This is a genomic window from Janthinobacterium sp. BCJ23, from assembly GCF_059617945.1.
The window spans coordinates 32,706-55,869 of sequence record NZ_JCAQAW010000009.1 but is presented as its reverse complement, the minus strand read 5'-3'; the positions used below and the strand labels follow the sequence as shown (position 1 = coordinate 55,869).

Here is a 23,164-nt window from a genome sequence, read left to right as displayed (position 1 = left end):
TTATCTGGAAATGCGCAGGATGGCCGAGGCAAGCCGCGTGAAACAGGGGCTCAGGTCGCTGTCCGTGGCCGCATAGCAGTACAGGCCCACGGGTTCGGCCGGCTTGCGGCAACTCGCTTTCGCATCGGTGGTATTGGCCAGGCAGCGCAGCAAGTCTTCACCGAGCTCCTTGTCCGGTCCTTCCTTGTTTTTCAGCGAGGCGCCCATGCCCAAGGTAAAGACGTAAATGCCTTCCTGGCGTGCTTTGGCCGCCATCGCTTCAACCAGGTTGCGCGAGGCGCGGTGCACATTCGTCCATTGCACCTGCGCCGAGGCGATGGACGAGGTCACGACGCGCGGTGTGCTGGTGACGATGGGAAATTCGCGCAGCGCCGCGTCGTTGGCTTTGGCGTACGCATTATTCGCGTTGTACCACGGGGGAAGCGCCGTGATCTGCATGGCATCGCAGTCGCCGTACTGGCGCCTGTCGCTCACTGTCATCTTGTACAGACCGACCAGCGCGGGGTTTTGCAAAGCCGTAAAGGTGGCCAGTGCGCCCGCCGTCTTGCATTTGCCGCCCGTGTTGGGAAAGTACGAGGAAAATGCCGCAGGCGAGCCGTCGGAAAAAAACACGATGACGCGCAGGCTGGAGCGGTTGACCTGTCCGATGTCGTTCAGCTGCTTGCGTGCCTGGTACATGCCTGCGGAGGAATTGGTGCCGCCGACAAAGGCGAATTGATCGATCTTTCCACCTTTCATGGTCATGCTGGCGCGGTCGAAACCGCGCTCGACCTGCCTGATCGGGGCATCGATCTGCGCTTCCGAAGCGAAGTGCAGCAAGCCGACCCGGTCCACGGTGGAGTTGAATTTGTTCAGGAAGGACTTGCCCGCCGCCCGCACGGCGTCGGCATTGCTAGCCAGTGAGCCCGAGGTATCCATCACCAGCACCATGTCCAGATCCTTGCGGATGGTTTGCGCGCTGGCGGCCACGTTCAGGGTCTTGAAGCCGAGTACGCCCATCAGCGAGACGGGCAGCGAGGCGGTGGCAGAGACGTCGATGGTGACGGTGCCCTTGTCGAAAACCACGCCGACCGGATGCAGGGTCGGTGTCGACAGCAGAAACTGGTCCGGATAATTGATGTTGAAAAATTCCCTGGCCGACTGGCGCGCATTGGCCCGCTGGTCCTCTTCCGAGCTGCCCGCCGTGACGCCGCGCGCCGCCGCCAGGCTGGCCGAGTCGACGGCCGCGTTGAGCTTGGCCTTGACGAAGTAGCCGAGGGCCGAATCGACGGCCAGGCCCACCGAGGCGATCAAAACGACGGCCGACAGCGCCACCATGATCAGCACTTGCCCGCCTTGCCGCTTGTGTGGAATGCGCATCAGAATACCGTCATCGAAGTGAGGTTGGGGCCCAGAACGGGCGTCGTGCTGTTGCCAAATTTCAAGGTGCCGAACAGCATGTCGAAATTGTAGAAAGTTTCCACGGCGTAGATCAGTTCGCCGTCGGCCAGCTGGTCCCGCATCAACGCCACCGTGGGGGCGGACTCGTCCTTGGCGATGCCCGTGCACGCGCCATTGCACCAGCTGCCGCATTGCCACACCTGGCTGGCGGGCAGGTAGCCGCTGGCCTTCGCGCCCGCATCCCAGCGGTACTGTTCCAGCACGATGTTGCGCATGCCGCTCTTGGCCGTGTAGCCCATGATCTTGGTGATGTAGATCATGCCGCGCTGGTTCATGTCCAGCGGCGGCGTGCTGGCCGCCAGCGCATTCATGATGGCCTGGCTAGATCCGCTCAGGTCGGACGTGGAGCGCGAAGCCAGGTTGGCGCCTTCGCGGCTGATGTTGAGCAAGATGGTCTTGGCCTGGATGGCGCGCGACAGATCGACCACCATGAACAGCAGCAGCGCCAGCAGCGGCAGCACGATGGCAAATTCCACGGCGGCGATGCCGCGCGCGGCGCGCGCAGGAAAGTAGCCGCGCATCACAGGCCGCCAAAGCTTTCATTGCGCATGGTGGCGGCCACGACGAAATGCGCCTGCCCATCGCGGAACAGGGCACGGATCAAAGGCGTGGCAAACGCCCAGCGGCAATCGACGGAAATGACGACGATATCGCCGGCCTGGCCGAACATGGCGGCGCCGACGGCATCGCTGCCGTTGACGGCGATCACGGGGCTGACCTTGTCATACATGCCCATGGAACTGTCCCTGATCTTCTGTATCACGGCCTGGTAGCGCTGCTGGTTGGCGCTGTCGGGGTCCAGGTCCTTGGCCCCCGTGACGGCATAGCGCGCGCCTTCGCGTACCGCGTGCTGCATGGTCATATTGGCAAAATAAGCCATGCTCAATTCGATGATGCCGATTATCAGCATGAGAAAGACCGGTGTTATCAGGGCCAATTCAAGCAAGGTGGCGCCGCCTTGTCCGCCGTGCTTGCGCAATATGCGGGAATCGGCCTGTTTTAAACGCATGGGAATAATCCGGTAAAGTTTCGCGATGACGAATGTCGGGCGGATGGTAATGCGCCATTTGACTGGCGATTATTCTATATCGATTTTCAAGGGCGTGGCCGCCATTTAAATTATTACAGGTCAAGATAATCACAATTAATCGCCATATTTCAATTGTCCCGGCCCCGTCCTTACAAGGCCGGGAGTAATATGCGCGGGTATGAAAACAGGCCTGGTGTCAGGATTGTCCTGCGTGCAGGCAAGGACTTGTTTTGCAAGGTGATGCAACAAAAATGCTGCAATGTAAGCAACAGCAGCGGTGGCAGCCGCGATGGCGCGCCCGCGCCATATCCGCCCTGGCCACGCTGCCCATCCATCGGCACACGCCCGCCATGCGGCGCCCGCTGGCCTGGGCCACGCACCGCGTTTGCGCGTGCCGGCCCAATGCCTCTTCCCTCGTGCCTCCATGACTTCTTTCCCCTGCGCGCAGCCGCGGAAGGCGCGCGCGGGCGAGGCAGGCAAGCCGATTCGGATCAACAACATTCCCCCGAGGGGAGTGGGCTTCAAGTAAAGAGGTAAAGCATGTCAACAAAAAATGTCATCCGCGTCATGCTGGTGTCGGACCACAAGACCTGGCTGTGGGGCCTGGAGCAGTTGCTCGCCGGTGCCCAGCCGGCGATGCAGGTGGTGGCCAGCTCCACCGAGATCGACAGCGCGCTGCTGCTGGCGCGGACCCTGTGTCCCGACGTCATCGTGCTGGACGCCGACCTGGGCTGCAGCGGCGCCTGCGCCTGCGCCATCGACTATCTGCCGCAGCTGCTCGGCAATGGCGTGTCGCGGGCCTTGCTGTTCAGCGGCACGCAGGACCAGGCCGCATGCGGGCGCGCCGTGCGCAGCGGCGCGCGGGCGGTGCTGGGCAAGGAAACGCCCGTCAAGCAGATGGTCGACGCCATCGTCCGTCTGCATCAGGGCGAGTTGTGCCTGGATCCGGCGCTGCTCGACAGCATGCTGGGCGTGCTGAACAAGCCGGAAGCGGCGCCTGATCCGGAAGAGCAGCGGATCGCCAGGCTGACGCTGAAGGAGCGCAAGATCGTTGCCATGATGGTGGAAGGAAATGGTGCGCTGAACCGCGCGATAGCCCAGCGCGCTTTTATCTCGGAGCAAACCTTGCGTAATCATCTGACATCGATCTACAGCAAGCTCGATGTCACCAACCGCTTGGAATTATATGTGTACGCCACCCGCAACCGGCTGGCCGAGCCCATCCATGCGGAATGACGGTACATATGTACTGGGTGTGAATAAAAAATTAAGATGTTTTGTACTGCACATAAAATGACTTTTCTCTGATTCGATTTGATGTTTGTTTATATAAAATACACGCATCAGAAATTGGCAAATAAAAACAAGGATGATGTTTTTATTTTCAGACTGTATTTTCAGTTTTTATCATGTTTGAAACTTGACCTGAAAGGGAATAATATGAATTGCATTAAAAACTTTATCGCCGAAGAAGACGGCGTGACTGCGATCGAATATGCGCTGATCGCGGCGCTGGTGGCTGCGGCGCTGGTAACGGCCGTCGGCTATTTCACCACCGGCCTCGATGGCGCCTTCAAGGCGATCGGCACCAAGCTGACGGGCGCGGCGATCTAAAACGCCGGCCCACCGCGCTGCACCCCGACAGGCCGGCTGCCGATCCGGCCCGGCCTGCCGACTTCCCGCCCAACGATGCGCATGCTGTGCTGCGCTCGGCTTGCATCAGGTACACGATGGACCCTCATTCTTTCTGGACGTTCAGCCCCGCCATAGTCTTGTGGGGGCTGCTTGCCGCGGCTGTCTGGCATGACGTGCGCCGCCGGCGCATTCCCAACCGGCTCGTGTTTTCCGGCGCCGTGCTGGGCGTGTTGCTCAACAGCCTGACCTTGCCCGGGGTAACGACGGCCGGACCGTGGCTGGCGTTGGGCGGCCTGGCCGTCGGCCTGGGCTTGCTGCTGCCCATGCATGCGATGAAGGCGCTTGGCGCGGGCGACGTCAAGCTGATGGCGATGGTGGGGGCGTTTCTGGGCCCGCGCCACACCGTGCTTGCCGTGCTGTGCAGCCTGCTTGCCGGCGGCGTGCTGGCGCTGGCCGTCGCTCTGTGCCAGGGCACGCTGCGCCAGGCGCTGGCGAATGCCCGCCAATTGTTGCTGCAAGGCTGGCTGCGCGCCGCAGCGGGCGAGGCACCGCAGCTTGGTGCGCCTGCCGCGCCGGGCGGCAACTTGCCGTACGCGATCGCCATTGCCGCCGGCACCGCCATCTGGCTGGCCCTGGCGGCCGGCGGCCATGCATGACACGCCCGTCCGGAACCCCACGCTTGATCAAGAGGAAAAACAATGAGAAATAGCCGCGTTGCGATCGTGCTGCTGCTGGCGCTGCTGATGGCGGGGGCCGCCGTGCTGGCGGCCGCGCGCTGGATGTCGGGGCAGGGCGCGCCGGCCAGCCAGACGGTGATGGTCGCGCTGGTCGATATCGACGTGGGCGCGAAGGTGACGCCGGCCATGCTGCGCGGCATGGACTGGCCCGCCGGCGCCATGCCGCCCGGGGCGTTCGGCGAGGCCGGCGCGCTGGACGGGCGCATCACGCGCAGCGCCGTCAGCCGAGGCGAGCCGGTGCTGGAAAGCAAACTCGCGCCGCCCGGCGCCACCGGCGGCCTGTCGGCCATCGTGGCGGCCGGCAAGCGCGCCATGACCGTGCGCGTCAATGACGTGGTGGGCGTGGCCGGCTTCGCCCTGCCGGGCAATTTCGTCGACATTCTCGTCCATACGCAGGATGACCGCGCCAGGCCGGCAGGCGGCGCGCCACTGGCCATTTCCAAAATCGTGCTTGAACGCATCCTCGTGCTGGCCGTGGCGCAGGAGTCGGGCCGTGACGACAACAAGCCCAAGGTGGTCAACGCCGTGACCCTGGAACTGACGCCGGAGCAGGTGGAAAAGCTGGACCTGGCGCGCAGCGTTGGCAGCCTGTCGCTGGTGCTGCGCAACCAGGTCGATCCGGACCCCGTCAACACGGGCGGCGCCACCAAGGAGTCGTTGCTGGAACTGAAGGTGCCGGCGCCCGCGCCGGTGCGAGCGGCGCGGCGCCAGGCGGCCCCGGCACGCGCCGCAACGCGCGACAGCGTCACCGTCGTCAAGGGCATGGATACGAGCGTCCAGCAATTTTAACAATCAGCAGGCAAGCAAGGATGACCGATGAATACATTTCGTAAGCACGCCGCGAGTGCGGGCATGCGCCTGGCCCTGGCGGCAGGACTGGCCTGGCCGGGCGGCGCCATCGCGGCGGCGCCGGCCCGGCAGGCCGTCATGTCGCCCGTGGCGGCGCCGACCATGTCGCTGGGCGCCGATATCGCCCGCCTGGGCGAGCCCGTGCGCATCGCCGTGGGCAAGTCCACCTTGCGCAAGCTGAGCCTGCCGGTGTCGCAGATCGCCGTCAACGATGCGCGCGTGGCCGGCGCCAGGATGCTGGGCTCGTCCAGCCAGCTGTTCGTCTGGGGCCTGGCCCCGGGAAGCACCAACCTGATCCTGTGGGACCGGCAGCAGCGTCCCGTGATCGTCGATATTGAAGTCGAGATCGACGTCGAAGGCTTGCAGGCGCAGCTGGCCTATGTCTTCCCTGGCGAGCGCGCCGTGAAAGTTGGCGCGGCCGGCGGCAGCATCGTGCTGTCGGGACAGGTGAGCGACGGCGTCAAGGCCAGCCAGATCCTCGAGATGGCGCAAGCCTATGCGCAGCGCGGCGCAGGCGAATCGGCCGCAGCGGCCGACGGCGCCGCGAGTGCGGGCGGCGCCGTCAAGGTCATCAATATGCTGTCGGTCGCGGCGCCGCAACAAGTGATGCTGGAAGTGAAGATCGCCGAAGTGTCGAAGACCCTCGTCGACCAGCTGGGCGCCAGCGTGGGCATCAGCGGCACGCGCGGCAACTGGAGCTACGGCCTGCTGTCGAACCTGCTCAGCGGCAACCCCAGCCAGCTGGGCGCCATCAACGGCAAGAGTGGCAACGGCCTGACGCTCGACGCGCAAAAGCGCGACGGCCTCGTCAAGGTGCTGGCCGAACCGAACATCATGGCCATCAGCGGCCAGGAAGCCAGTTTCCTGGCGGGCGGCAAGATTTTCATTCCGGTAGCGCAAGACAGCACGACCAACAAGATCACGCTCGAGGAAAAGGAATTCGGCATCGCCGTCAAGTTCACGCCCACCGTGCTGGAAGGGGGGCGCATCAACCTGAAGGTGGCGCCGGAAGTGTCGGAACTGAACCGCGAAGGCATCGGTATCACCACGGGCGGGGGCGCCGTCGCCAATGCGGTGCTGCCGGCCTTTACCACGCGGCGCACCACGACGACGGTGCAGCTGTTCGATGGCCAGAGTTTTGCCGTTGGCGGCTTGATCAAGAACAATGTGACGACCAATATCAAGGCCTTGCCCTTCCTCGGCGAGATTCCCGTGCTGGGCGCGCTGTTCCGCAGCAGCGATTTCCAGACCGACCGCACCGAACTGGTATTCATCATCACGCCGCATCTGGTCAAGCCGCTCGATACCGCCGATGGCGCCGATATCGTGTTGCCGACCGACGCCTATGTGGCACCGAGCCGCGGCGAGTTCTTCTTGCAAGGAAAAATGGAAGGCGCCGCCCCACCACGGCCACGGCAGGAAGCGGCCACACAGACAGCGCCGGCCAGCCCGGACATTCAATAGGAGCACACCATGCAGCATTCACTTTCCCTCCCCGTGCTGCTGGCCGCCCTGGCCGCCAGCGGCTGCGCCGCCACGCCGAACCTGGACCGCCAGTTCGGCCACAGCGTCGAGCAGCTGCGCGCGCGCCAGGTGCTGGCGCCGCAGGCGGGCGCGAACCGCGACCCCGTGGCCGGCATCGATGGCAAGGCCGCGCAGGCCGTCCACGCGGCGTACCAGAAAAGCTTTGCCGCGCCCGCGCCGCAAGGGGCCGCCCTGACCATCGGCGTCGGGGCGCGCCCGTGAGCCTGGCACCGTCACCACAGAATCAGCAAGGCATATCGTGAAAATCGCCATCAATTCCAGGGATGAAAAAATACTGTCCGAACTGGGCCGGCTGCTGCGCAGCCGCAACCGGCTCGACGAGATCAGCGCGGGTGGCGAATCGCTCGAACCGCTGCAGGCGGCGCAATCGCTGCCCGACGTGCTGATCTTCGACCGCCCGTCGAACGACGGCGCCGACCTGGCCGCCATCGAGTGCCTCAGCAACCTGCATCCGCGCATGGCCTTCATCGTGCTGTGCCACCAGCAGCCGCCCGAATTCCTGCTGCAGGCCATGCGCGCGGGCGTGCGCGACGTGCTGCCGTTTCCCGCCGTGCCGGCCAACCTGCATGCGGCGCTCGAACGCATCGAGGAAAAGCTGGAGCGGCGCGAGCATGGCAACGGCAAGGTGCTGGCCTTCATTTCCTGCAAGGGCGGCAGCGGCGCGACCTTCATCGCCAGCAATCTCGGTTATGCGCTGGCCGCCGGCGGCCAGCAGCGCGTTGCCCTGATCGACATGAACCTGCATTTTGGCGACGCTTCGCTCTTCGTTTCCGAGAACAAGCCGCTGGCCACGCTGTCCGACGTCACGCGCGACATCCACCGGCTCGACTCCTCGTTCCTGGGATCGAGCATGCTGCACATCCTGCCCAACTACAGCGTGCTGGCCGCGCCCGAGGATCCGGCCCACGCCAGCGAAGTGGCGCCCGAACACATCGACGCCATCATCCGGCAAGCCAGGCGCCAGTACGATTTCATCGTGCTCGACGTGGGCCGCAACCTCGACGCCGTCAGCGTGCGCGCGCTCGACCACGCCGACATGATCTTTCCAGTCCTGCAGGCGACCTTGCCGTACATCCGCGACGGCAAGCGCCTGCTGGGCATGTTCCGTTCGCTCGAATACGCGAAGGAAAAGGTGCACATCATCGTCAACCGCCACGACAAGGGCGGTGAAATCCGCCTGCGCGACCTGGAAGCGGCGTATGGCACGGCTGTCTACCGCACGGTGCCCAATCACTATGCCTCGGCGGCCGCCTCCGTCAACCAGGGCATGCCGATCTTGCAGCTCGACAAGGCCAGCCCGATCACCCGCTCGCTGCAGGAGTTCGCCGCCAGCCTGGCCGGCAGCGCGGCCAGCACGGCGCGCCAGGGCTGGCTGGGCCGTGTCCTGCGGCGCGCTTGATGCACATGCTTGACCCACACCCCATAACAGGAGCATTGCATGGCTAGTTCCCCCACCGCCGCCTTGTCCATCCGCGAACGGCTCGGCAGCGCCAAGATCGCCGCGCTCGCGCCGCAACGCGCGGCGGCCATCGACAACCACGGCTACCGCGCCCTCAAGCTGCGCATCCATGGGCTGCTGCTGGAACGGGTCGACCTGGAAAGCATGCAGCGCCTGTCGCAGGAGCGCATCCGCGAAGAATTGCGCGGCCTCGTCGAGCGCCTGTTGGACGAAGAGGCGGTCGTCATCAACGACGCCGAGCGCCGGAGCCTCACGCGCGACATCCAGCACGAGATGCTGGGCTTCGGGCCGCTTGAAACCCTGCTGTCGGATGCCAGCGTGTCGGACATCCTCGTCAACGGCCACAAGCAAGTGTATGTGGAGCGCGGCGGCCGCCTGGAGCTGACCGACATCTGCTTCGACGATGACGCCCACCTGATGAAAATCATCGACAAGATCGTCTCGCGCGTGGGCCGGCGCATCGACGAGTCGAGTCCCATGGTCGATGCGCGCCTGCCCGACGGTTCGCGCGTGAACGCCATCATCCCGCCGCTGGCCATCGACGGTCCCGTGATGTCGATCCGGCGTTTTTCCGTCGATCCGCTGCGCCTGGCCGACCTGGTCGCCTACCGCAGCATGACGGCCGAGATGGCCGAAGTGCTGCAGGGCCTGGGCAAGGCGAAGATGAACATCCTCATTTCCGGCGGCACGGGCAGCGGCAAGACCACCATGCTCAACGTGATTTCCGGCTTCATCGGCCATACGGAACGCATCGTTACGGTGGAAGACGCGGCCGAACTGCAATTGCAGCAGCCGCACGTCGTGCGCCTGGAAACGCGCCCCGCGAATATCGAAGGCAAGGGGGAAGTGTCGCAGCGCGCGCTGGTACGCAATGCGCTGCGCATGCGCCCCGACCGCATCATCCTGGGCGAAGTGCGCGGCGCCGAGGCGCTCGACATGCTGGGCGCCATGAACACGGGCCATGAAGGCTCGATGGCCACCATCCATGCGAATACCCCGCGCGACGCGCTGACGCGGCTGGAAAACATGATCAGCATGGCGGCGGCGAATTTGCCCAGCAAGGCCATCCGGCAGCAGATCAGCTCGGCCGTGTCGGTGGTGGTGCAAGTGTCGCGCCTGATCGACGGCAAGCGCAAGGTGACGTCGATCCAGGAAATCACGGGCATGGAAGGGGAGGTCATCACGATGCAGGAAATCTTCAGCTTCAAGCAGACGGGCGTGGCCGAGGGCGGCGCCGTGGTCGGGCAGTTCTCGGCCAGCGGCATCCGCCCGCGCTTCCTCGAACGTCTGAACAGCTTTGGCATCGGCGTCTCGGCCGCCCTGTTCGAACCCGCGGCGGCGGGGCGCTGAACGCCATGCTTTCCTATCTTGTCTATCTGTTCCTCTTCCTTGCCGTCGTGCTGCTGGTGGCGGGCGCCTGGCTGGCGTGGCAAGCGGCGCGGGGCCCAAGCGCGGCGCGGGTGGCGCGGCGCCTGCAAGCCATGTACACGGCCAGCGATGGCGAACAGGCGCTGTCGATCACCAAGCAGCGCCCGCTGAGCAGCTATCCCTTCCTGCAGGGCGTGCTGGAAGGCTTGCCCGGCGTGCGGCGCATCGAGCAGTTGCTGCTGCAGGCGGGCATGCGCTGGCTCGTGGCCGGATTCCTCGGCTATTGCGCGCTTGGCGCGACCGCCGGCCTGCTGGCGGCCAGCGTGCTGCCGCTGCCATGGTATGTGCGTCTGGGCCTGGGCGCGGGCGGTGCCGCGCTGCCTTATCTGCTGGCGCGCCGCGCCAGGAGCCGGCGGCTGGTGCGCATCGAGCAGCAACTGCCGGACGCGCTGGACCTGATGGGCCGCGCCATGCGCGCCGGCCATGCGTTTCCCACCGCGCTGAAAATGGTGGGCGAGGAGATGACGGGGCCGCTGGCCGACGAGTTCCGCGCCGTGTTCGACGAAGTCAGTTTTGGCGTGGCGATGGCCGATGCGCTGGGCAACCTGGCCGCGCGCGTGCCCAGCACGGACTTGCGCTATGTCGTCATCGCCGTGCTGATCCAGCGGGAAACGGGCGGCAACCTGACTGAATTGCTGGGCAGCATCAGCGCCATCATCCGCGACCGATTGAAATTGCTGGGGCAGGTGCGCGTGCTGTCGGCCGAAGGGCGCATGTCGGCCTGGGTGCTGGGCTTGCTGCCGTTTGGCGCGGCGATGATGATGCACGTGATGAATCCGCAGTTTCTTGCCGTGCTGTACACGGATGCGGGCGGGCGCAAGATGGTCGGTGTGGCGCTGGGCTTGCTGATGGTTGGCGTGCTCTGTATCCGAAAAATTATCCATATCCGGGTGTGACATGAAAGAGCAAACACGATGAGCGGCATGAGTGCGGCGCAACTGGCTTTGCTGGGCCTGCTGTTCCTGATTGTTTTCGCGCTGGCCGTGCTGGTGCTGCGCCTGTTCGCCGGCAATGCCGTGCAGCAGCGGCTGCAATCGCTCGGTGATGCGGGCGCCGCCGGCGACCGGGAGCGCCATGCGAGGCGGCGCTGGGTGGCGCACGCCGTCAGCCTCACGCGTCCGCTGGCCAGGCTGTCGCTGCCCGACGAAGGCTGGGAAAGTTCGCCCATCCGCAGCCGCTTCGTCCATGCCGGCTGGCGCAGCCAGGCCGCGCCGGCCCTGTTTTATGCGGCCAAGACGGGCCTGTTCGTGGGCTTGCCGCTGCTCGGGTATTTCCTGCTGCGCCAGGGCGGGCACAATATGCTGTTATGGCTGGTCGCGGTGGCCGCACTCGGCTATTACCTGCCCAATGCCTGGCTGTCGCACTGTTTGAAACAGCGCCAGCGCGAAGTGTTCGAGACCTTTCCCGATGCGCTCGACCTGATGACGGTGTGCGTCGAAGCGGGGCTGGCGATGGATGCGGCGCTGGCGCGCGTGGCGCAGGAAATCGGCCTGAAAAGCGCGGTCCTGGCCGAAGAGCTGCAACTGGTGACGCTGGAACTGCGCGCCGGCAGCGCCAAGGACAAGGCCTTGCGCAACCTGGCCCTGCGCACGGGCGTGGACGATGTGGACGCGCTGGTGACCTTGCTGATCCAGGCCGAGCGCTTCGGCACGAGCATAGCCGCGTCGCTGCGCGTGCAGTCCGACCAGCTGCGCACCAAGCGGCGCCAGCGCGCCGAAGAAACGGCGGCCAGGATCGCCCTCAAGCTGCTGTTTCCGCTGATTTTTTTCATTTTTCCATCGCTGATGGTCGTGCTGATGGGCCCGGCGTTCCTGCAGATTTACCGCGTGCTGCTGCCGGCCATGCGGGGCAGCTGAAGGGTAGTCGAGCGGGCAAAAAAAAAGCTGCCGGAGTTTCCTCCGGCAGCTTCTTTACATCATCAGCCCTTGCTTGGCAATCAGGCGAATGGCGTCAGCAAGGTGATCATCTGGCCAAAGATCTTCGGGCTGGCGGCGATGACGTCGCCCTTGTACAGGTAGTCCGATTCGCCGGAAAATTCACCGACGATGCCGCCCGATTCCGTGATCATCAGGGCGCCGGCGGCGATATCCCAAGGCTTCAAGCCTTTTTCGTAGAAGCCGTCCAGGCGGCCGCAAGCGACGTAGGCCAGGTCCAGCGCGGCCGAGCCGGCGCGGCGTACGCCCTGGCTGCGTTCGCCCATGATCGCGTACATCTTCAGGTATTCGTCCAGCGCGCGGGCGCTGCCGGCCACATAGCCGGTGCCCAGCAGGGCGTTCGAGATGCGGTCGAGCTTGGTGACGCGGATGCGTTTTTCGTTCAGATAGGCGCCGGCGCCCTTGGTGGCCGTGAACAGGTCATTGCGGACCGGGTCGTAGATGACGGCTTGCGTGACGACGCCGCGATGCGCGAGGGCGATCGAAATGCAGTATTGCGGGAAACCGTGGATGAAGTTGGTGGTGCCGTCCAGCGGATCGATGATCCACTGATATTCATTCTCGTCGTGCGAGTTGGCGGAAGCTCCCGATTCCTCAGCCAGGAACGCGTGGTCCGGGTAGGCTTTGGACAGCACCTCGATGATGGCTTGTTCGGCCGCCTGGTCGACGTCGGTGACGAAATCGTTATGTTGTTTTTCCGTGACGACGACGCGGTCGAGGTCAAAAGAGGCGCGATTGATGACGGCGGCGCCGCGGCGGGCGGCTTTGATCGCCGTGTTGAGCATTGGGTGCATGTGAGCTTCCGTTAAAAGCACGCGACCGCCCATGGCCGCCTTGCGGCGCCGGTACGATAGAGTGCAAGAATGAATTAAAGAGCGGAGCGGTGCCGAAGTGGTTAAAATCCCGGCCTGGCGTCAGCGTTTTGTGACTCCGTTTCCCGAAATTTCCTGTATCGATACCGCGCAATAGCGCTATTTTAAATGAATCTGCCCGAAATCAACACGTCTCTTTTCAAACGCCTGCGATTTATTCTTGTCGAAACTAGTCGTCCTGGCAACATTGGCGGCGTCGCGCGCGCCATGAAAACGATGGGTTTTTCCGATCTGGTGCTGGTCAACCCCCGCTTTCCCGATGCCTTGACGGATGCGGAAGCGGTGGCCTTCGCCAGCGGCGCGCAGGATATTTTGTCGGGCGCGCGCATCGTCGCGTCGATCACCGAAGCGCTCGAAGGCTGCAATTACGCGGCCGCCGTGTCGGCCCGATTGCGCGAATTCTCGCCGCCCGTCACGGCCCCGCGCGCCATCGCGGCCCAGCTGGCGGCCGGCGCAGACTTGCACGCGGCCGTCATCTTCGGCAACGAGCGCTTCGGCTTGCCCAACGAGATCGTCGAGCAGTGCAATGTGCTGATCAACATTCCCGCCAATCCCGAGTATTCCTCGCTGAACCTGTCGCAGGCGGCGCAGGTTGTCGCCTATGAATGCCGCGTGGCGGCGCTCGGCGATGGGCAAATGGCCAGCCCCGTCGGTTTTCATGGCGACGCGGCCAGCCTGGCGCAGGTCGACGGCATGTATGCGCATCTGGAGCAGGCGCTGGTCGCCATCGATTTTCTCGACGCCGACAATCCGAAAAAGCTCATGCCGCGCCTGAAACGCCTGTTTTCGCGCACGGGGCTGGAAACGGAAGAAGTCAATATCCTGCGCGGCATCGCGCGCCATATCCTGGCGGTAGCCAAAAAAGGCCCATGATAGAGACCCGGCTGCTGCGCCAGTTCATCGCCGTCGCCGAGGAACTCAATTTCCGGCGCGCGGCAGAACGGCTGCACATGGCGCAGCCGCCGCTGTCGCAGGCGATATTGCGGCTGGAAGAGGCGCTCGGCTACCCTGTTTTCGAACGCACGAACCGCAAGGTCGCCTTGACCCCGGCCGGCAGCACTTTCCTGGCCACAGCGCACCAGGTGCTGGCCAGCCTGGAAGAGGGCGTGGCCGCCACGCGCCGCGTGGCGCAAGGCATCGAGGGGCATTTGCGCCTGAGCTTCATCCACATTACGCCCTACGCCCACGTGCTCGAGGCTTTGCGCGCGTTCCGCGCCGCCTCGCCCGCCGTGCAATTCACCTTGCGCGAAGCGTCGACGCAGCAGCAGGTCGAGTGGCTGGAAAAGAATGAGGTCGATATCGCGCTGCTGCGCGCTCCCGGGCGCAGCACGCCGGGCTTGCGCTTCGAGCGCCTGTCGGGCGAGGACATCATGATCGCGCTGCCCTTGGACCACCGCTGCGCGGGCCAGGCGAGGGTGGACCTGGCGGACCTGGCCGGTGACGATTTCGTCGCCTCGCCGCGCGAGCTGGGCCAGGGTTTCCACGACCAGCTGGCCAGCCTGTGCCTGCATGCGGGTTTCGTGCCGCGCGTGGTGCAGCAGGCGCGCCGCTTGCAAACGGTGCTGGGACTGGTGGCGGCCGGCTTCGGCGTCGCGCTGCTGCCGGCCAGCCTGGCGGCCAGCGCACCTGCGGGCGTGGTCATGCTGCCGCTGGCAAGCAGCGCGCCCGAGGCGCTGCGCCAGCTCGACCTGTACATGGCGTGGGACCCGCAGCGCACGTCGCCCGTGCGCGAGCGGTTGCTGGAGCAGTTGCGGCTGTCTGCCTCGCATTGAGACTTGCAAGGTCTCATTTCGAGATAAATAAGATATTTTACAGATGGTGATCCAGGGGCCAGCATGGCGTTTTGATTGTCGGGAATTGCCATGTCCATCGTTTCATCGCGCAGCCGCGGGCTGCCACTCTCCATTTATCTGCTGTCGTTGTGCAGCTTCGCCTTCGGCTTGTCCGAATTCATCGCCGCCGGCCTGTTGACCCCCATGGCGCGCGACTTGCACGCCAGCGTGGCGGCGGCAGGCGGCGCCATTGCCGCGTATGCGCTGGGGGCGGCCATCGGCGCACCGATCCTGACGGCCATGCTGGCGCGCCGGCCCACGCGCCAGGTGCTGGTGGCCACGATGCTCGTGCTGGCGGCCGGCAGCGTGGCCATGGCGGCCGCGCCGGCGCTGGGCGCGCTGCTCGGTGTGCGCTTTGCCGTGGGACTCGCGCATGGCGTGTTCATGGCCGTCGCCTCGCATGCGGCCACCAGCCTGGTCGACCCGTCGCGCGCGGGACGGGCGCTATCCATCGTCTGGCTGGGCCTGACCCTGGCGCTGGCGGGCGGCGTGCCGCTGGGGACGTGGCTGGGTGCCGTCTCGTCGTGGCGCTGGGTATTTGCGGTCATCGGCGTGCTGGCCCTGTGCGGCGGCGCCGGCTTGCGCTTCGCCATGCCGGCCGCGCGCCAGGAAACCGCTGCCGTCTCGGCCCTGGCCAGCCTGCGCGCCATCGTGCAGCCGCCCCTGCTGCTGGCGGCCGGCGTGGCGGCGCTCGTCAGCGTGGCCACCTTCAGTTTTTTCACGTATGTCTCGCCATTCCTGCTGCAGCTGGGCGGACTCGATGCGGGCTGGCTGGGCGCCGCCATGCTGTGCTTTGGCGCGTGCGCCATCGGCGGCAACCTGCTGGGCGGCTGGTGCGCGGATAGGCCCCACGCGCTGCGCGCCACCGTGCTGGCACTGGCCGCGCTGGCGCTCAATTTGCTGGCGTTTTATATGCTGCGCGCCCAGCCCGTGGCCATGCTGGCCCTGTGCGGCACCTTGGGCTTGCTGTTCTTCGCCCTCGTGACCCTGTCGACCATGCGGCTGCTGCGCCTGGCGCAGCAGCATTGCCCTGGCAGCGACGCCGTGGCGGCGGGCCTGAATATCGCCGCCTTCAATGCGGGCACGGCGGCCGGTGGCGCGCTGGGCGGCGCGCTGATCGTCGCCTTTGGCTTACCCAGCATCGCCATCGGCGGCGCGCTGGCGGCGCTGCTGGCCATGCTGCTGCTATGGTTCCCGTCGCGCAAACTAGACGGGTCGCTCTAGTTTTTGCGTTTAAATGCCCGCTGCCTTTGGCGTACACTGGCCTGCAAAAGGCCGTACAAAACAAGGGAGACATGGGGATGCGACGCAGATCGTTTCTGAAACTGGGCGTGCTCGGCGCCGGTGTGCTGGCCGCCGGCGGCGCCGCCTACCGCCTGGTGCGCGGACCGGCGCCACCGGGCCGCTTCGTCCTCGACGGCGAAGCGCGCGCGGCGCTGGCGGCCATCGTGCCGGCGATGCTGGGCAGCGCACTGACTCGGGACGCGACCGCGCGGGCCACGGCGCTCGATGGCGCCATCGCCGGCGTGGACACGGCCATCCGCGGCTTGCCGCTGGCGGCGCAACAGGAAGTGCAGGATCTGTTTGGGCTGCTGGCGCTGGCGCCCGCGCGGCGCTTCGTCGCCGGCGTTGAGAAAGGCTGGCTTGACGCCGACCCGGCCCAGGTGGCCGCCTTTCTGCAGGCGTGGCGCACGCACCGCCTGGCGACACTGCAGACGGCTTACCTGGCCCTGCACGATCTGATCCTCGGCGCCTGGTATGCCGATGCCGCCCACTGGGCCGCCATCGGCTATCCGGGACCGCTGCCCGAACTGAGCGCATAAGGCATCCATGAGCACATCCCCCATACCCGACCCGATTGCCGCCGGCCTGGCCGCCGGCTGGAACGTCACCGACGCCAGCACCCTGGCCGCCGACCGCACCCTGGAAGCGGACGTCGTCGTCATCGGCAGCGGCGCCGGCGGCGGCGTGACGGCGGAAATCCTCGCGCTGGCCGGCTTGAAAGTGCTGATCGTCGAAGAGGGCGGCTTGAAGTCCTCGCAAGACTTCAAGATGCGCGAAGCGGACGCTTATCCCGCGCTGTACCAGGAATCGGCCGCGCGCAAGACGCGCGACAAGGCGATCAATATTTTGCAGGGGCGCACGGTCGGCGGTTCGACCACCGTCAACTGGACCTCGAGCTTCCGCACGCCGCCCGGCACCCTCGAATACTGGCGCAAGCACTTTGGCTTGTCCGGCTATGGCGTCGATGCCATGGCGCCGTGGTTCGCTATGATGGAAAAACGCCTGCACGTGAGCGACTGGGCCGCGCCGCCCAATGAAAACAACGACTTGTTGCGGCGTGGCGCCACGGCGCTGGGCATCCCCACGGCCGCCATCCGGCGCAACGTGAACGGCTGCTGGAACCTCGGCTACTGCGGCATGGGCTGCCCGACCAACGCCAAGCAGTCGATGCTGGTGACGACGATCCCGTCGGCGCTGGCGCTGGGCGCGGGCCTGCTCGTGCATGCGCGCGCCGAACGTTTCACTTTCAAGGGCGAGCGCATCGACAGCCTGCAAGTCATCGCGCTGGACGCCGCCGGGCAAGTGCCCACGGGCGGGCGCCTGACGCTGCGCGCGAAACACTTTGTGCTGGCCGGCGGCGCCATCAACTCGCCCGCGCTGCTGCTGCGCTCGCAGGCGCCCGACCCGCACGGCTTGCTGGGCCGGCGCACCTTTTTGCATCCGACCGTGGTCTCGGCGGGCCTGTTCCAGCAGCGAGTCGACGCCTATGCGGGCGCGCCGCAGACGATTTATTCCGACCATTTCCTGCATACGGCGCCCATCGATGGCCCTATCGGCTACAAGCTCGAAGCGCCGCCCTTGCACCCGCTGCTGATGGCCACCACCATGGGCGGCTTCGGCGACGAACATGCGCGCACCATGCGCGAATTTCCCCATGCGCACGCCTTGCTGGCGCTGCTGCGCGACGGCTTTCACCATGATGCGGCGGGCGGCAGCGTATCGGTCGACAGTTTCGGCGCGCCCGTGCTCGACTATCCGCTCACGCCTTTTCTCTGGGATGGCGTGCGGCGCGCGCTGCTATCGATGGCGGAAATCCAGTTCGCCGCCGGCGCCAGGAGCGTCTATCCCGTGCATGAGCTGGCCAGCCACTACACGAGCTGGGCGCAGGCGAAGCAGGCCATCGGCGATTTGCCGATGAAGGCGCTGCTGGCGCGCGTGGTGTCGGCCCACGTGATGGGCGGCTGCGCCATGTCGGACGATGCGCGCCTGGGCGTGACGGGCGCCGACGGCCGCTATCACGGCGTACGCAACCTGTCCGTACATGATGGCTCGCTGTTCCCCACGTCGATCGGCGCCAATCCGCAATTGACGATCTACGCGCTGACAGCGCGCCTGGCCAGCGGCCTGGCGCAAGCGCTGACGGGCAAGCCCGCGCCCGTTTCCGTCGCGGCGACCGCATGATCGCGCGCATCCTCAAGTGGCTGATGCTGCTGCAACTACTGGCCGTGCTGGGCTTGGCGTACCTGGCCATGCAGGCGTGGGGCATCGCTTCGCCGCTGCTGGCCGTGCTGCTGGCGCTGGCCATGCTGCTGGCCGTGCGCGCGCTGATCGTCGTGCGCAATTTCCGGGAGAGCCGGCGCCTGGGCAGCCCCGTGCCGCCTGAATACCAGCTGGGCGCCATGGGCGCGGCGCGCCTGTTTTTGGGCGAATTGCGTGCCACCCTGTGGACGTCGTCATGGGGCATGCTGCGTCCGCGCCTGCATGCGGCCGGCAGCATCCCCGGCCAAGGCATGCCGGTGCTGCTGGTGCACGGCTATGTGTGCAACGGCGGCTATTGGACCAAGCTGAGCCGGCAGCTGGCACGGGCCGGTATCGTGCACAAGGCGATCGACCTGGAACCGATCAACGCCGATATCGAGGAGTTCGTGCCGCTGGTCGAACAAGCCATCACCGAGCTATGTGCCCGCACAGGCAGCGACCGCGTGATTCTCGTCGCCCACAGCATGGGCGGCCTGGTGGCGCGCGCCTGGCTGCGCCATTACGGCGCGGCCCGCGTGGCCCGCATCATCACGATCGGCACGCCGCACCACGGCACGGCGCTGGCCAACCTGGCGGCGGGTGCCAATGCGCGCCAGATGAGCCGCGTCGATGGCACGCCCAGCGGCTGGCTGGCGCAGCTGGCCGCCAGCGAGACGCCCGAGACGCGCGCCCTGATCACGTCGATCTATTCGCATCACGACAATATCGTCGCGCCGCAAGCGTCCGCGCAGCTGCCGGGCGCGCGCAATATCGCTTTCGGCGGCATCGGCCACGTGGCGCTGGCCAGCGATGCGCGCGTGCTGCGCCAGCTGCTGGCAGAAATCACTATCAAGAGCGAAGTCGCCCAGCCTCCCTCCGCTCCCCATTTCGCCTGAGTCCTGTTGTGTTTTGTCTGCATGGCAAGACTGTCTCTTTTGACTCTGCTGTTGCCCATGTTTAACAACGCACGAGGCAGAAAATGCTGTTTTCCACTGGCGTACTGTATTAAGCTAACGTCAGAAGATAAGTTAAGCTAACGTCAGAAGATAAGCGGGAAAAATTTGTTCATGAGGCCGCTTGAGCCGTTCTGCAGGCGTACGTGGGCCAGAAATTTCCCTGAATGTATGGCAAGATGTTATACGATTGTTATGTAGCCCGCGCATGCGGAAAAATGAGTCCATGCCGTTTTTATTGGGGGCGCTAATTGTCCGCACGTATCCTGATTATCGAAGATAACGCCACCAATATGGAATTGATGGTGTACTTGCTGCGTGCCTTCGGGTACACGCCGCTGGCCGCCTATGACGGCGAAGAGGGCGTGCGCATGGCGCGCAGCGAGTTGCCGGACTTGATCATTTGCGACGTGCACTTGCCCAAGCTCGATGGCTATGGCGTGGTGGCGGAACTGAAGAAAGACCCGCAGCTGCGCAAGATCCCGGCGCTGGCCGTGACGGCGCTGGCCATGGTGGGCGACCGCGAGCGCCTGCTCGAAGCGGGCTTCAATGGCTACATCGGCAAACCGATCGAACCCGACCTGTTCGTCGCGGAGCTGGAGTCTTTTTTACCCGGGGCGCCGTCGACGCCAGTTAAAAACGACATAGCCACCATCCTGATCGTCGATGATCATGTGCTGAACCGCGAGTTCCTGACCGCACTTCTCGGCTACGGCGGCCACCGCCTGCTGGAGGCGGCCAACGGCGCCGACGCGCTGGAAATACTGCGTACCGAGCGGCCCAACCTGATCATCTCCGACATCCTCATGCCGAACATGGACGGCTACGAATTCGTCACGCGCGTGCATGCCGATCCCGCGCTGGCCGACGTGCCCATCATCTTTTATACGGCCACCTACCGCGAGCAGGAAGCGATCCTGCTGGCGCAGGCGTGCGGCGTGCGCTGGGTCTTGCCCAAGCCGTCCGATCCCGAAGTCATCGTACGCACGGTCAACGAGGCGCTGGGACTGATGCCGGCGGCGCCCCAGGTGCCGGTGGCGCCGGGCGCGGGCGGCGGGGCGGCGCTTCCCGCCACGGGCCAGCTGGCCGGCATCGAGCACCAGGTCAGCGGCTACCTCGACGAACTCGAATCGAGCAGCCAGCAGATTTCGCAGCTGGCCAGCCAGCGCGAGGGCCAAGCCGCGCTCCCCGAAGACCTGGGCATTATGACGGAGCGTTTGTCGCGCTCGCTGTCGAGTCTGCAGGCGGTGAGCCTGCGCCTGACGGCCCTGATCGAACTGGGCATCGAGCTGGGTGCCGAACGCGATCCGCGCGCCCTGATCGAGGCGGGCTGCAAGGTGGCGCAGAATATCTGCGTCTCCAAGTACGCCTGCATCGGCGTACTGGAAGAGGGCGCCGAAAAGCTCAGCTATTTTTCCTCGTGCGGCGCCGAGAAAAACCTCGATCGCATCGCCAGCACGCCGCGCACGGGCATTTTGAACCGCTTGCTGGAACAGCGCCAGCCTTACCGCGTCAATGGCTTGAAGGGCGACCCCGGCGCGCTGGGCCTGCCCGACACGCACCCGCCCGTACACTCCTTCCTCGGCGTGGCCATCGCCTCGCGCGAGCGCAGCCACGGCTGGCTGTACCTGGTCGACAAGCTGGGGGCGAATGAATTTTCCGAAGTCGACGAACGGGTCGCCGCCACGGTGGCGGCGCAGATCGCCGTCGCCTACGATAATCTGCTGCTGTACGACGAGATCAAGCGCCACCACGAGCAGCTGACCCTGGACATGGCGGCGCGCATCCGCCTCGATGAAGACTTGCGCCGCTTCCGCCTGGCGATGGACGCCACGGCCGACGCGATTTTCCTCGTCGACCGCGCCGGCATGTGCTTCGTCGACGTCAACCAGACGGCGTGCCGCATGCTCGGTTTCGAGCGCGAGGATTTCCTGCGCGTGGGCCCGGGCCGTGCGCACGAGGGCGAATCCCAGCTGGAAGAGCTGTACAACAAGCTGCTGGCCGGCGACCAGGGCGGCCCGATGACGGAATTGCAGCTGCAGCGCAAGGACGGATCGCCCCTGTCGGTGGAAGTGCAGCGGCGCACCTTGCGCTCGGGGCAGAGCTGGATCCTGGTGGCCGTGGCGCGCGACATCACGGAGCGCAAGGACGCCGAACAGCGCCTGATGAAACTGGCTCATTTCGACACCTTGACGGGTTTGCCGAACCGCAGCCAGTTCTACGCCTCGCTGACCCATTCGCTGGCCCAGGCGGCCGAGCACCAGTGGGCCGTGGCCGTGCTGTTCATGGATGTCGACCGCTTCAAGAATATCAACGATACCCTGGGCCACACGATCGGCGACGACCTTCTGCGCCAGTTTTCCAGCCGCCTTGTCGATTGCCTGCGTGTGCGCGACACCATCGGCCGCTTTGGCGGCGATGAATTTGCCACCATCCTGCTGCTGCCCGAAGGCGCACAGCATGCCGTCGGCGTGGTCGACAAGATCCGCGAGGCGATGCGCAAGCCCTTCGACTTGCAGGGCCACGAGGTGACGGTGACGGTCAGCATCGGCATATCCGTCTTCCCCGAGGATGCTGCCGATGCGGACACCCTGATTCAATATGCCGACACGGCCATGTACCGCGCCAAGGAAGCGGGGCGCGACGCCTTCCGCTTCTTCACGGCGGAAATGAACGCGCAATCGATGGCGCGGCTGGACATGGAAAATGCCCTGCGGCGTGCCATCGACAACGAGGAATTCGTGCTGTTCTTCCAGCCCAAGGTGAATATCATCTCGGGGCGCATCAGCGGCGCCGAGGCGCTGATACGCTGGCGCCGTCCCGGCCACGGCATGGTTTCGCCGGCCCTGTTCATTCCCCTGCTGGAAGAAACGGGTCTCATCGTGCGCGTCGGTAACTGGGTGCTCGACGAGGCCTGCAAGAAGATCAGCGAATGGGGCGCCAGCAGCATCGGCCCCGTACACCTGTCGGTGAACGTGTCGGGCATCCAGTTCTTCGTCGGCGGCCTGGAGGAAGAGGTGCTCAAGGCGATCCGCAAGCACGATATCGCGCCCGACCTGCTGGAGCTGGAGCTGACGGAAAGCTCGCTGATGTCGAATGCCGAGGAAACCATCGCCGTGCTGCGCAACCTGAAGGCGCTGGGCATTCAGATTTCCATCGACGATTTCGGCACCGGCTATTCCAGCCTGGCCTACCTGAAGCGCTTCCCCATCGACAAGCTGAAGATCGACATCGCTTTCGTGCGCGAAGTGACGAGCAATCCGGACGACGCGGCCATCGTGCTGGCCATTATCAGCATGGCCCACAGCATGAAGCTGGAAGTGATCGCCGAAGGCGTGGAAAACGATGCGCAGCTGGCCTATCTGCGGCGCCACGGCTGCGACGAGATGCAGGGCTATTATTTCAGCCGCCCCGTGCCGCAGGAAGAATTCGAGCAGATGCTGATGGGCGGCAAGCTGCTGCAGGCGCCGCAGGATGCGGGCAGCGAAGAGCAGCAAACCTTGCTGATCGTCGACGACGATGTCTTCATGCTCGACGTGCTCAGCGACTTCCTGGCGCAGGACGGCTACCGCATTCTGACGGCGCAGACGGCCGCCGAGGGCTTCGACATCCTGGCGCGCCACAAGGTGCAGGTGATCCTGTGCGACCAGTGCATGCCGCTGATGAGCGGCACCGAATTCATGGAGCGGGTCAAACATTTGTGCCCCGATACCTTCCGCATCATGCTGTCGGCCTTTGCCGATCTGACGCCCATCATGGCGGCCATCAACCGCGGCGCTGTCGACCGCTTCTATACCAAGCCGTGGAAAGGCGCCGTGCTGCGCGAGAATATCCGCGAAGGCTTCCGCCTGCACAAGCTGCTGCATGGCCAGGTGAAAGCGGCGGCCTGAGGATTTTCCGCAGCGGGCAACTGGCCGCCGCGTGCGCT

Annotated in this window: 21 protein-coding genes; 17 read left to right on the top strand and 4 right to left on the bottom strand. The window is 65.3% G+C overall.

Annotated elements, in window-relative coordinates; translation table 11 throughout:
• The 3 genes from AC54AG_RS23285 to AC54AG_RS23275 are packed head-to-tail and all read right to left on the bottom strand — an operon-like array spanning position 1 to position 2,449.
• The gene (locus AC54AG_RS23285; RefSeq protein ID WP_496631701.1) at positions 1-1,359 is read right to left on the bottom strand and encodes a vWA domain-containing protein; all 1,359 of its coding nucleotides are present in this window, start codon (positions 1,357-1,359) and stop codon (positions 1-3) included.
• Entirely contained in the window at positions 1,359-1,961 is a 603-nt protein-coding gene (locus AC54AG_RS23280; RefSeq protein WP_496631700.1) for a TadE/TadG family type IV pilus assembly protein, read from the bottom strand. Before AC54AG_RS23280 ends, AC54AG_RS23285 begins: the two co-directional genes overlap by 1 nt.
• The gene (locus AC54AG_RS23275; RefSeq protein ID WP_496631699.1) at positions 1,961-2,449 is read right to left on the bottom strand and encodes a TadE/TadG family type IV pilus assembly protein; all 489 of its coding nucleotides are present in this window, start codon (positions 2,447-2,449) and stop codon (positions 1,961-1,963) included. The genes AC54AG_RS23280 and AC54AG_RS23275 overlap by 1 nt, the downstream gene beginning before the upstream one ends.
• A gap of 561 nt (positions 2,450-3,010) precedes the next feature.
• Between AC54AG_RS23275 and AC54AG_RS23270 the strand changes: the two genes are divergently transcribed.
• The 10 genes from AC54AG_RS23270 to AC54AG_RS23225 all read left to right on the top strand — a co-directional run bounded on the left by AC54AG_RS23270 (position 3,011) and on the right by AC54AG_RS23225 (position 11,979).
• Positions 3,011-3,706, top strand: coding sequence for a LuxR C-terminal-related transcriptional regulator (locus AC54AG_RS23270; protein ID WP_496631698.1), 696 nt, complete (start codon positions 3,011-3,013; stop codon positions 3,704-3,706).
• 204 nt (positions 3,707-3,910) lie between these two features.
• A complete protein-coding gene (locus AC54AG_RS23265; protein ID WP_070304077.1) occupies positions 3,911-4,084 on the top strand; it encodes a Flp family type IVb pilin in 174 nt (57 codons plus the stop codon).
• A gap of 116 nt (positions 4,085-4,200) precedes the next feature.
• Complete coding sequence (locus tag AC54AG_RS23260) at positions 4,201-4,761, top strand: A24 family peptidase (RefSeq protein WP_219329618.1); 561 nt, start codon at positions 4,201-4,203, stop codon at positions 4,759-4,761.
• 42 nt (positions 4,762-4,803) lie between these two features.
• The gene (gene cpaB, locus AC54AG_RS23255) at positions 4,804-5,631 is read left to right on the top strand and encodes a Flp pilus assembly protein CpaB (protein ID WP_072456498.1); all 828 of its coding nucleotides are present in this window, start codon (positions 4,804-4,806) and stop codon (positions 5,629-5,631) included.
• Positions 5,632-5,658: 27 nt separating this feature from the next.
• Positions 5,659-7,155 (top strand): type II and III secretion system protein family protein, encoded by a 1,497-nt coding sequence (locus AC54AG_RS23250; protein ID WP_496631697.1) that lies wholly within the window; start codon positions 5,659-5,661, stop codon positions 7,153-7,155.
• Between the two features lie 9 nt (positions 7,156-7,164).
• The gene (locus AC54AG_RS23245; protein WP_496631696.1) at positions 7,165-7,437 is read left to right on the top strand and encodes a pilus assembly protein; all 273 of its coding nucleotides are present in this window, start codon (positions 7,165-7,167) and stop codon (positions 7,435-7,437) included.
• 37 nt (positions 7,438-7,474) lie between these two features.
• Positions 7,475-8,635 carry a CpaE/TadZ family protein gene (locus AC54AG_RS23240; RefSeq protein ID WP_496631695.1) on the top strand — a complete coding sequence of 387 codons (1,161 nt, stop codon included), beginning with the start codon at positions 7,475-7,477 and terminating at the stop codon, positions 8,633-8,635.
• Positions 8,636-8,698: 63 nt separating this feature from the next.
• Entirely contained in the window at positions 8,699-10,045 is a 1,347-nt protein-coding gene (locus AC54AG_RS23235; protein ID WP_319993335.1) for a TadA family conjugal transfer-associated ATPase, read from the top strand.
• Positions 10,046-10,050: 5 nt separating this feature from the next.
• On the top strand, positions 10,051-11,019 hold the full coding sequence (locus AC54AG_RS23230; protein WP_496631694.1) for a type II secretion system F family protein: 969 nt from the start codon (positions 10,051-10,053) through the stop codon (positions 11,017-11,019).
• 27 nt (positions 11,020-11,046) lie between these two features.
• Positions 11,047-11,979: a type II secretion system F family protein gene (locus AC54AG_RS23225; RefSeq protein ID WP_496631800.1), complete on the top strand. Its 933-nt coding sequence runs from the start codon at positions 11,047-11,049 to the stop codon at positions 11,977-11,979.
• A gap of 80 nt (positions 11,980-12,059) precedes the next feature.
• Here AC54AG_RS23225 and AC54AG_RS23220 read toward each other — a convergent pair whose 3' ends face one another.
• Positions 12,060-12,842 carry an inositol monophosphatase family protein gene (locus AC54AG_RS23220; protein ID WP_034758799.1) on the bottom strand — a complete coding sequence of 261 codons (783 nt, stop codon included), beginning with the start codon at positions 12,840-12,842 and terminating at the stop codon, positions 12,060-12,062.
• A 195-nt stretch (positions 12,843-13,037) separates the two neighbouring features.
• On the opposite strand from AC54AG_RS23220, the gene AC54AG_RS23215 reads away from it, so the two are divergent.
• The 7 genes from AC54AG_RS23215 to AC54AG_RS23185 all read left to right on the top strand — a co-directional run bounded on the left by AC54AG_RS23215 (position 13,038) and on the right by AC54AG_RS23185 (position 23,126).
• Positions 13,038-13,802: an RNA methyltransferase gene (locus AC54AG_RS23215; RefSeq protein ID WP_496631693.1), complete on the top strand. Its 765-nt coding sequence runs from the start codon at positions 13,038-13,040 to the stop codon at positions 13,800-13,802.
• The gene (locus tag AC54AG_RS23210; protein WP_496631692.1) at positions 13,799-14,701 is read left to right on the top strand and encodes a LysR substrate-binding domain-containing protein; all 903 of its coding nucleotides are present in this window, start codon (positions 13,799-13,801) and stop codon (positions 14,699-14,701) included. The genes AC54AG_RS23215 and AC54AG_RS23210 overlap by 4 nt, the downstream gene beginning before the upstream one ends.
• Before the next feature lie 90 nt (positions 14,702-14,791).
• Positions 14,792-15,985 (top strand): MFS transporter, encoded by a 1,194-nt coding sequence (locus AC54AG_RS23205; protein WP_496631691.1) that lies wholly within the window; start codon positions 14,792-14,794, stop codon positions 15,983-15,985.
• A gap of 71 nt (positions 15,986-16,056) precedes the next feature.
• Entirely contained in the window at positions 16,057-16,584 is a 528-nt protein-coding gene (locus tag AC54AG_RS23200; RefSeq protein WP_319993307.1) for a hypothetical protein, read from the top strand.
• A gap of 7 nt (positions 16,585-16,591) precedes the next feature.
• Entirely contained in the window at positions 16,592-18,226 is a 1,635-nt protein-coding gene (locus AC54AG_RS23195) for a GMC family oxidoreductase (RefSeq protein ID WP_496631690.1), read from the top strand.
• On the top strand, positions 18,223-19,179 hold the full coding sequence (locus AC54AG_RS23190; RefSeq protein WP_496631689.1) for an esterase/lipase family protein: 957 nt from the start codon (positions 18,223-18,225) through the stop codon (positions 19,177-19,179). Before AC54AG_RS23195 ends, AC54AG_RS23190 begins: the two co-directional genes overlap by 4 nt.
• 308 nt (positions 19,180-19,487) lie before the next feature.
• Positions 19,488-23,126, top strand: a complete 3,639-nt coding sequence (locus tag AC54AG_RS23185; protein ID WP_496631688.1) for an EAL domain-containing protein — start codon at positions 19,488-19,490, stop codon at positions 23,124-23,126.
• Positions 23,127-23,164 lie beyond the last annotated feature (38 nt).

Excerpts from the sequence above, each read along its gene's own strand:
- AC54AG_RS23285 (WP_496631701.1), bottom strand. The coding sequence starts at position 1,359 with ATGCGCATTCCACACAAGCGGCAAGGCGGGCAAGTGCTGATCATGGTG.
- AC54AG_RS23280 (WP_496631700.1), bottom strand. The coding sequence starts at position 1,961 with ATGCGCGGCTACTTTCCTGCGCGCGCCGCGCGCGGCATCGCCGCCGTG.
- AC54AG_RS23275 (WP_496631699.1), bottom strand. The coding sequence starts at position 2,449 with ATGCGTTTAAAACAGGCCGATTCCCGCATATTGCGCAAGCACGGCGGA.
- AC54AG_RS23270 (WP_496631698.1), top strand. The coding sequence starts at position 3,011 with ATGTCAACAAAAAATGTCATCCGCGTCATGCTGGTGTCGGACCACAAG.
- AC54AG_RS23265 (WP_070304077.1), top strand. The coding sequence starts at position 3,911 with ATGAATTGCATTAAAAACTTTATCGCCGAAGAAGACGGCGTGACTGCG.
- AC54AG_RS23260 (WP_219329618.1), top strand. The coding sequence starts at position 4,201 with ATGGACCCTCATTCTTTCTGGACGTTCAGCCCCGCCATAGTCTTGTGG.
- cpaB (WP_072456498.1), top strand. The coding sequence starts at position 4,804 with ATGAGAAATAGCCGCGTTGCGATCGTGCTGCTGCTGGCGCTGCTGATG.
- AC54AG_RS23250 (WP_496631697.1), top strand. The coding sequence starts at position 5,659 with ATGAATACATTTCGTAAGCACGCCGCGAGTGCGGGCATGCGCCTGGCC.
- AC54AG_RS23245 (WP_496631696.1), top strand. The coding sequence starts at position 7,165 with ATGCAGCATTCACTTTCCCTCCCCGTGCTGCTGGCCGCCCTGGCCGCC.
- AC54AG_RS23230 (WP_496631694.1), top strand. The coding sequence starts at position 10,051 with ATGCTTTCCTATCTTGTCTATCTGTTCCTCTTCCTTGCCGTCGTGCTG.
- AC54AG_RS23225 (WP_496631800.1), top strand. The coding sequence starts at position 11,047 with ATGAGTGCGGCGCAACTGGCTTTGCTGGGCCTGCTGTTCCTGATTGTT.
- AC54AG_RS23220 (WP_034758799.1), bottom strand. The coding sequence starts at position 12,842 with ATGCTCAACACGGCGATCAAAGCCGCCCGCCGCGGCGCCGCCGTCATC.
- AC54AG_RS23215 (WP_496631693.1), top strand. The coding sequence starts at position 13,038 with ATGAATCTGCCCGAAATCAACACGTCTCTTTTCAAACGCCTGCGATTT.
- AC54AG_RS23210 (WP_496631692.1), top strand. The coding sequence starts at position 13,799 with ATGATAGAGACCCGGCTGCTGCGCCAGTTCATCGCCGTCGCCGAGGAA.
- AC54AG_RS23205 (WP_496631691.1), top strand. The coding sequence starts at position 14,792 with ATGTCCATCGTTTCATCGCGCAGCCGCGGGCTGCCACTCTCCATTTAT.
- AC54AG_RS23200 (WP_319993307.1), top strand. The coding sequence starts at position 16,057 with ATGGGGATGCGACGCAGATCGTTTCTGAAACTGGGCGTGCTCGGCGCC.
- AC54AG_RS23195 (WP_496631690.1), top strand. The coding sequence starts at position 16,592 with ATGAGCACATCCCCCATACCCGACCCGATTGCCGCCGGCCTGGCCGCC.
- AC54AG_RS23190 (WP_496631689.1), top strand. The coding sequence starts at position 18,223 with ATGATCGCGCGCATCCTCAAGTGGCTGATGCTGCTGCAACTACTGGCC.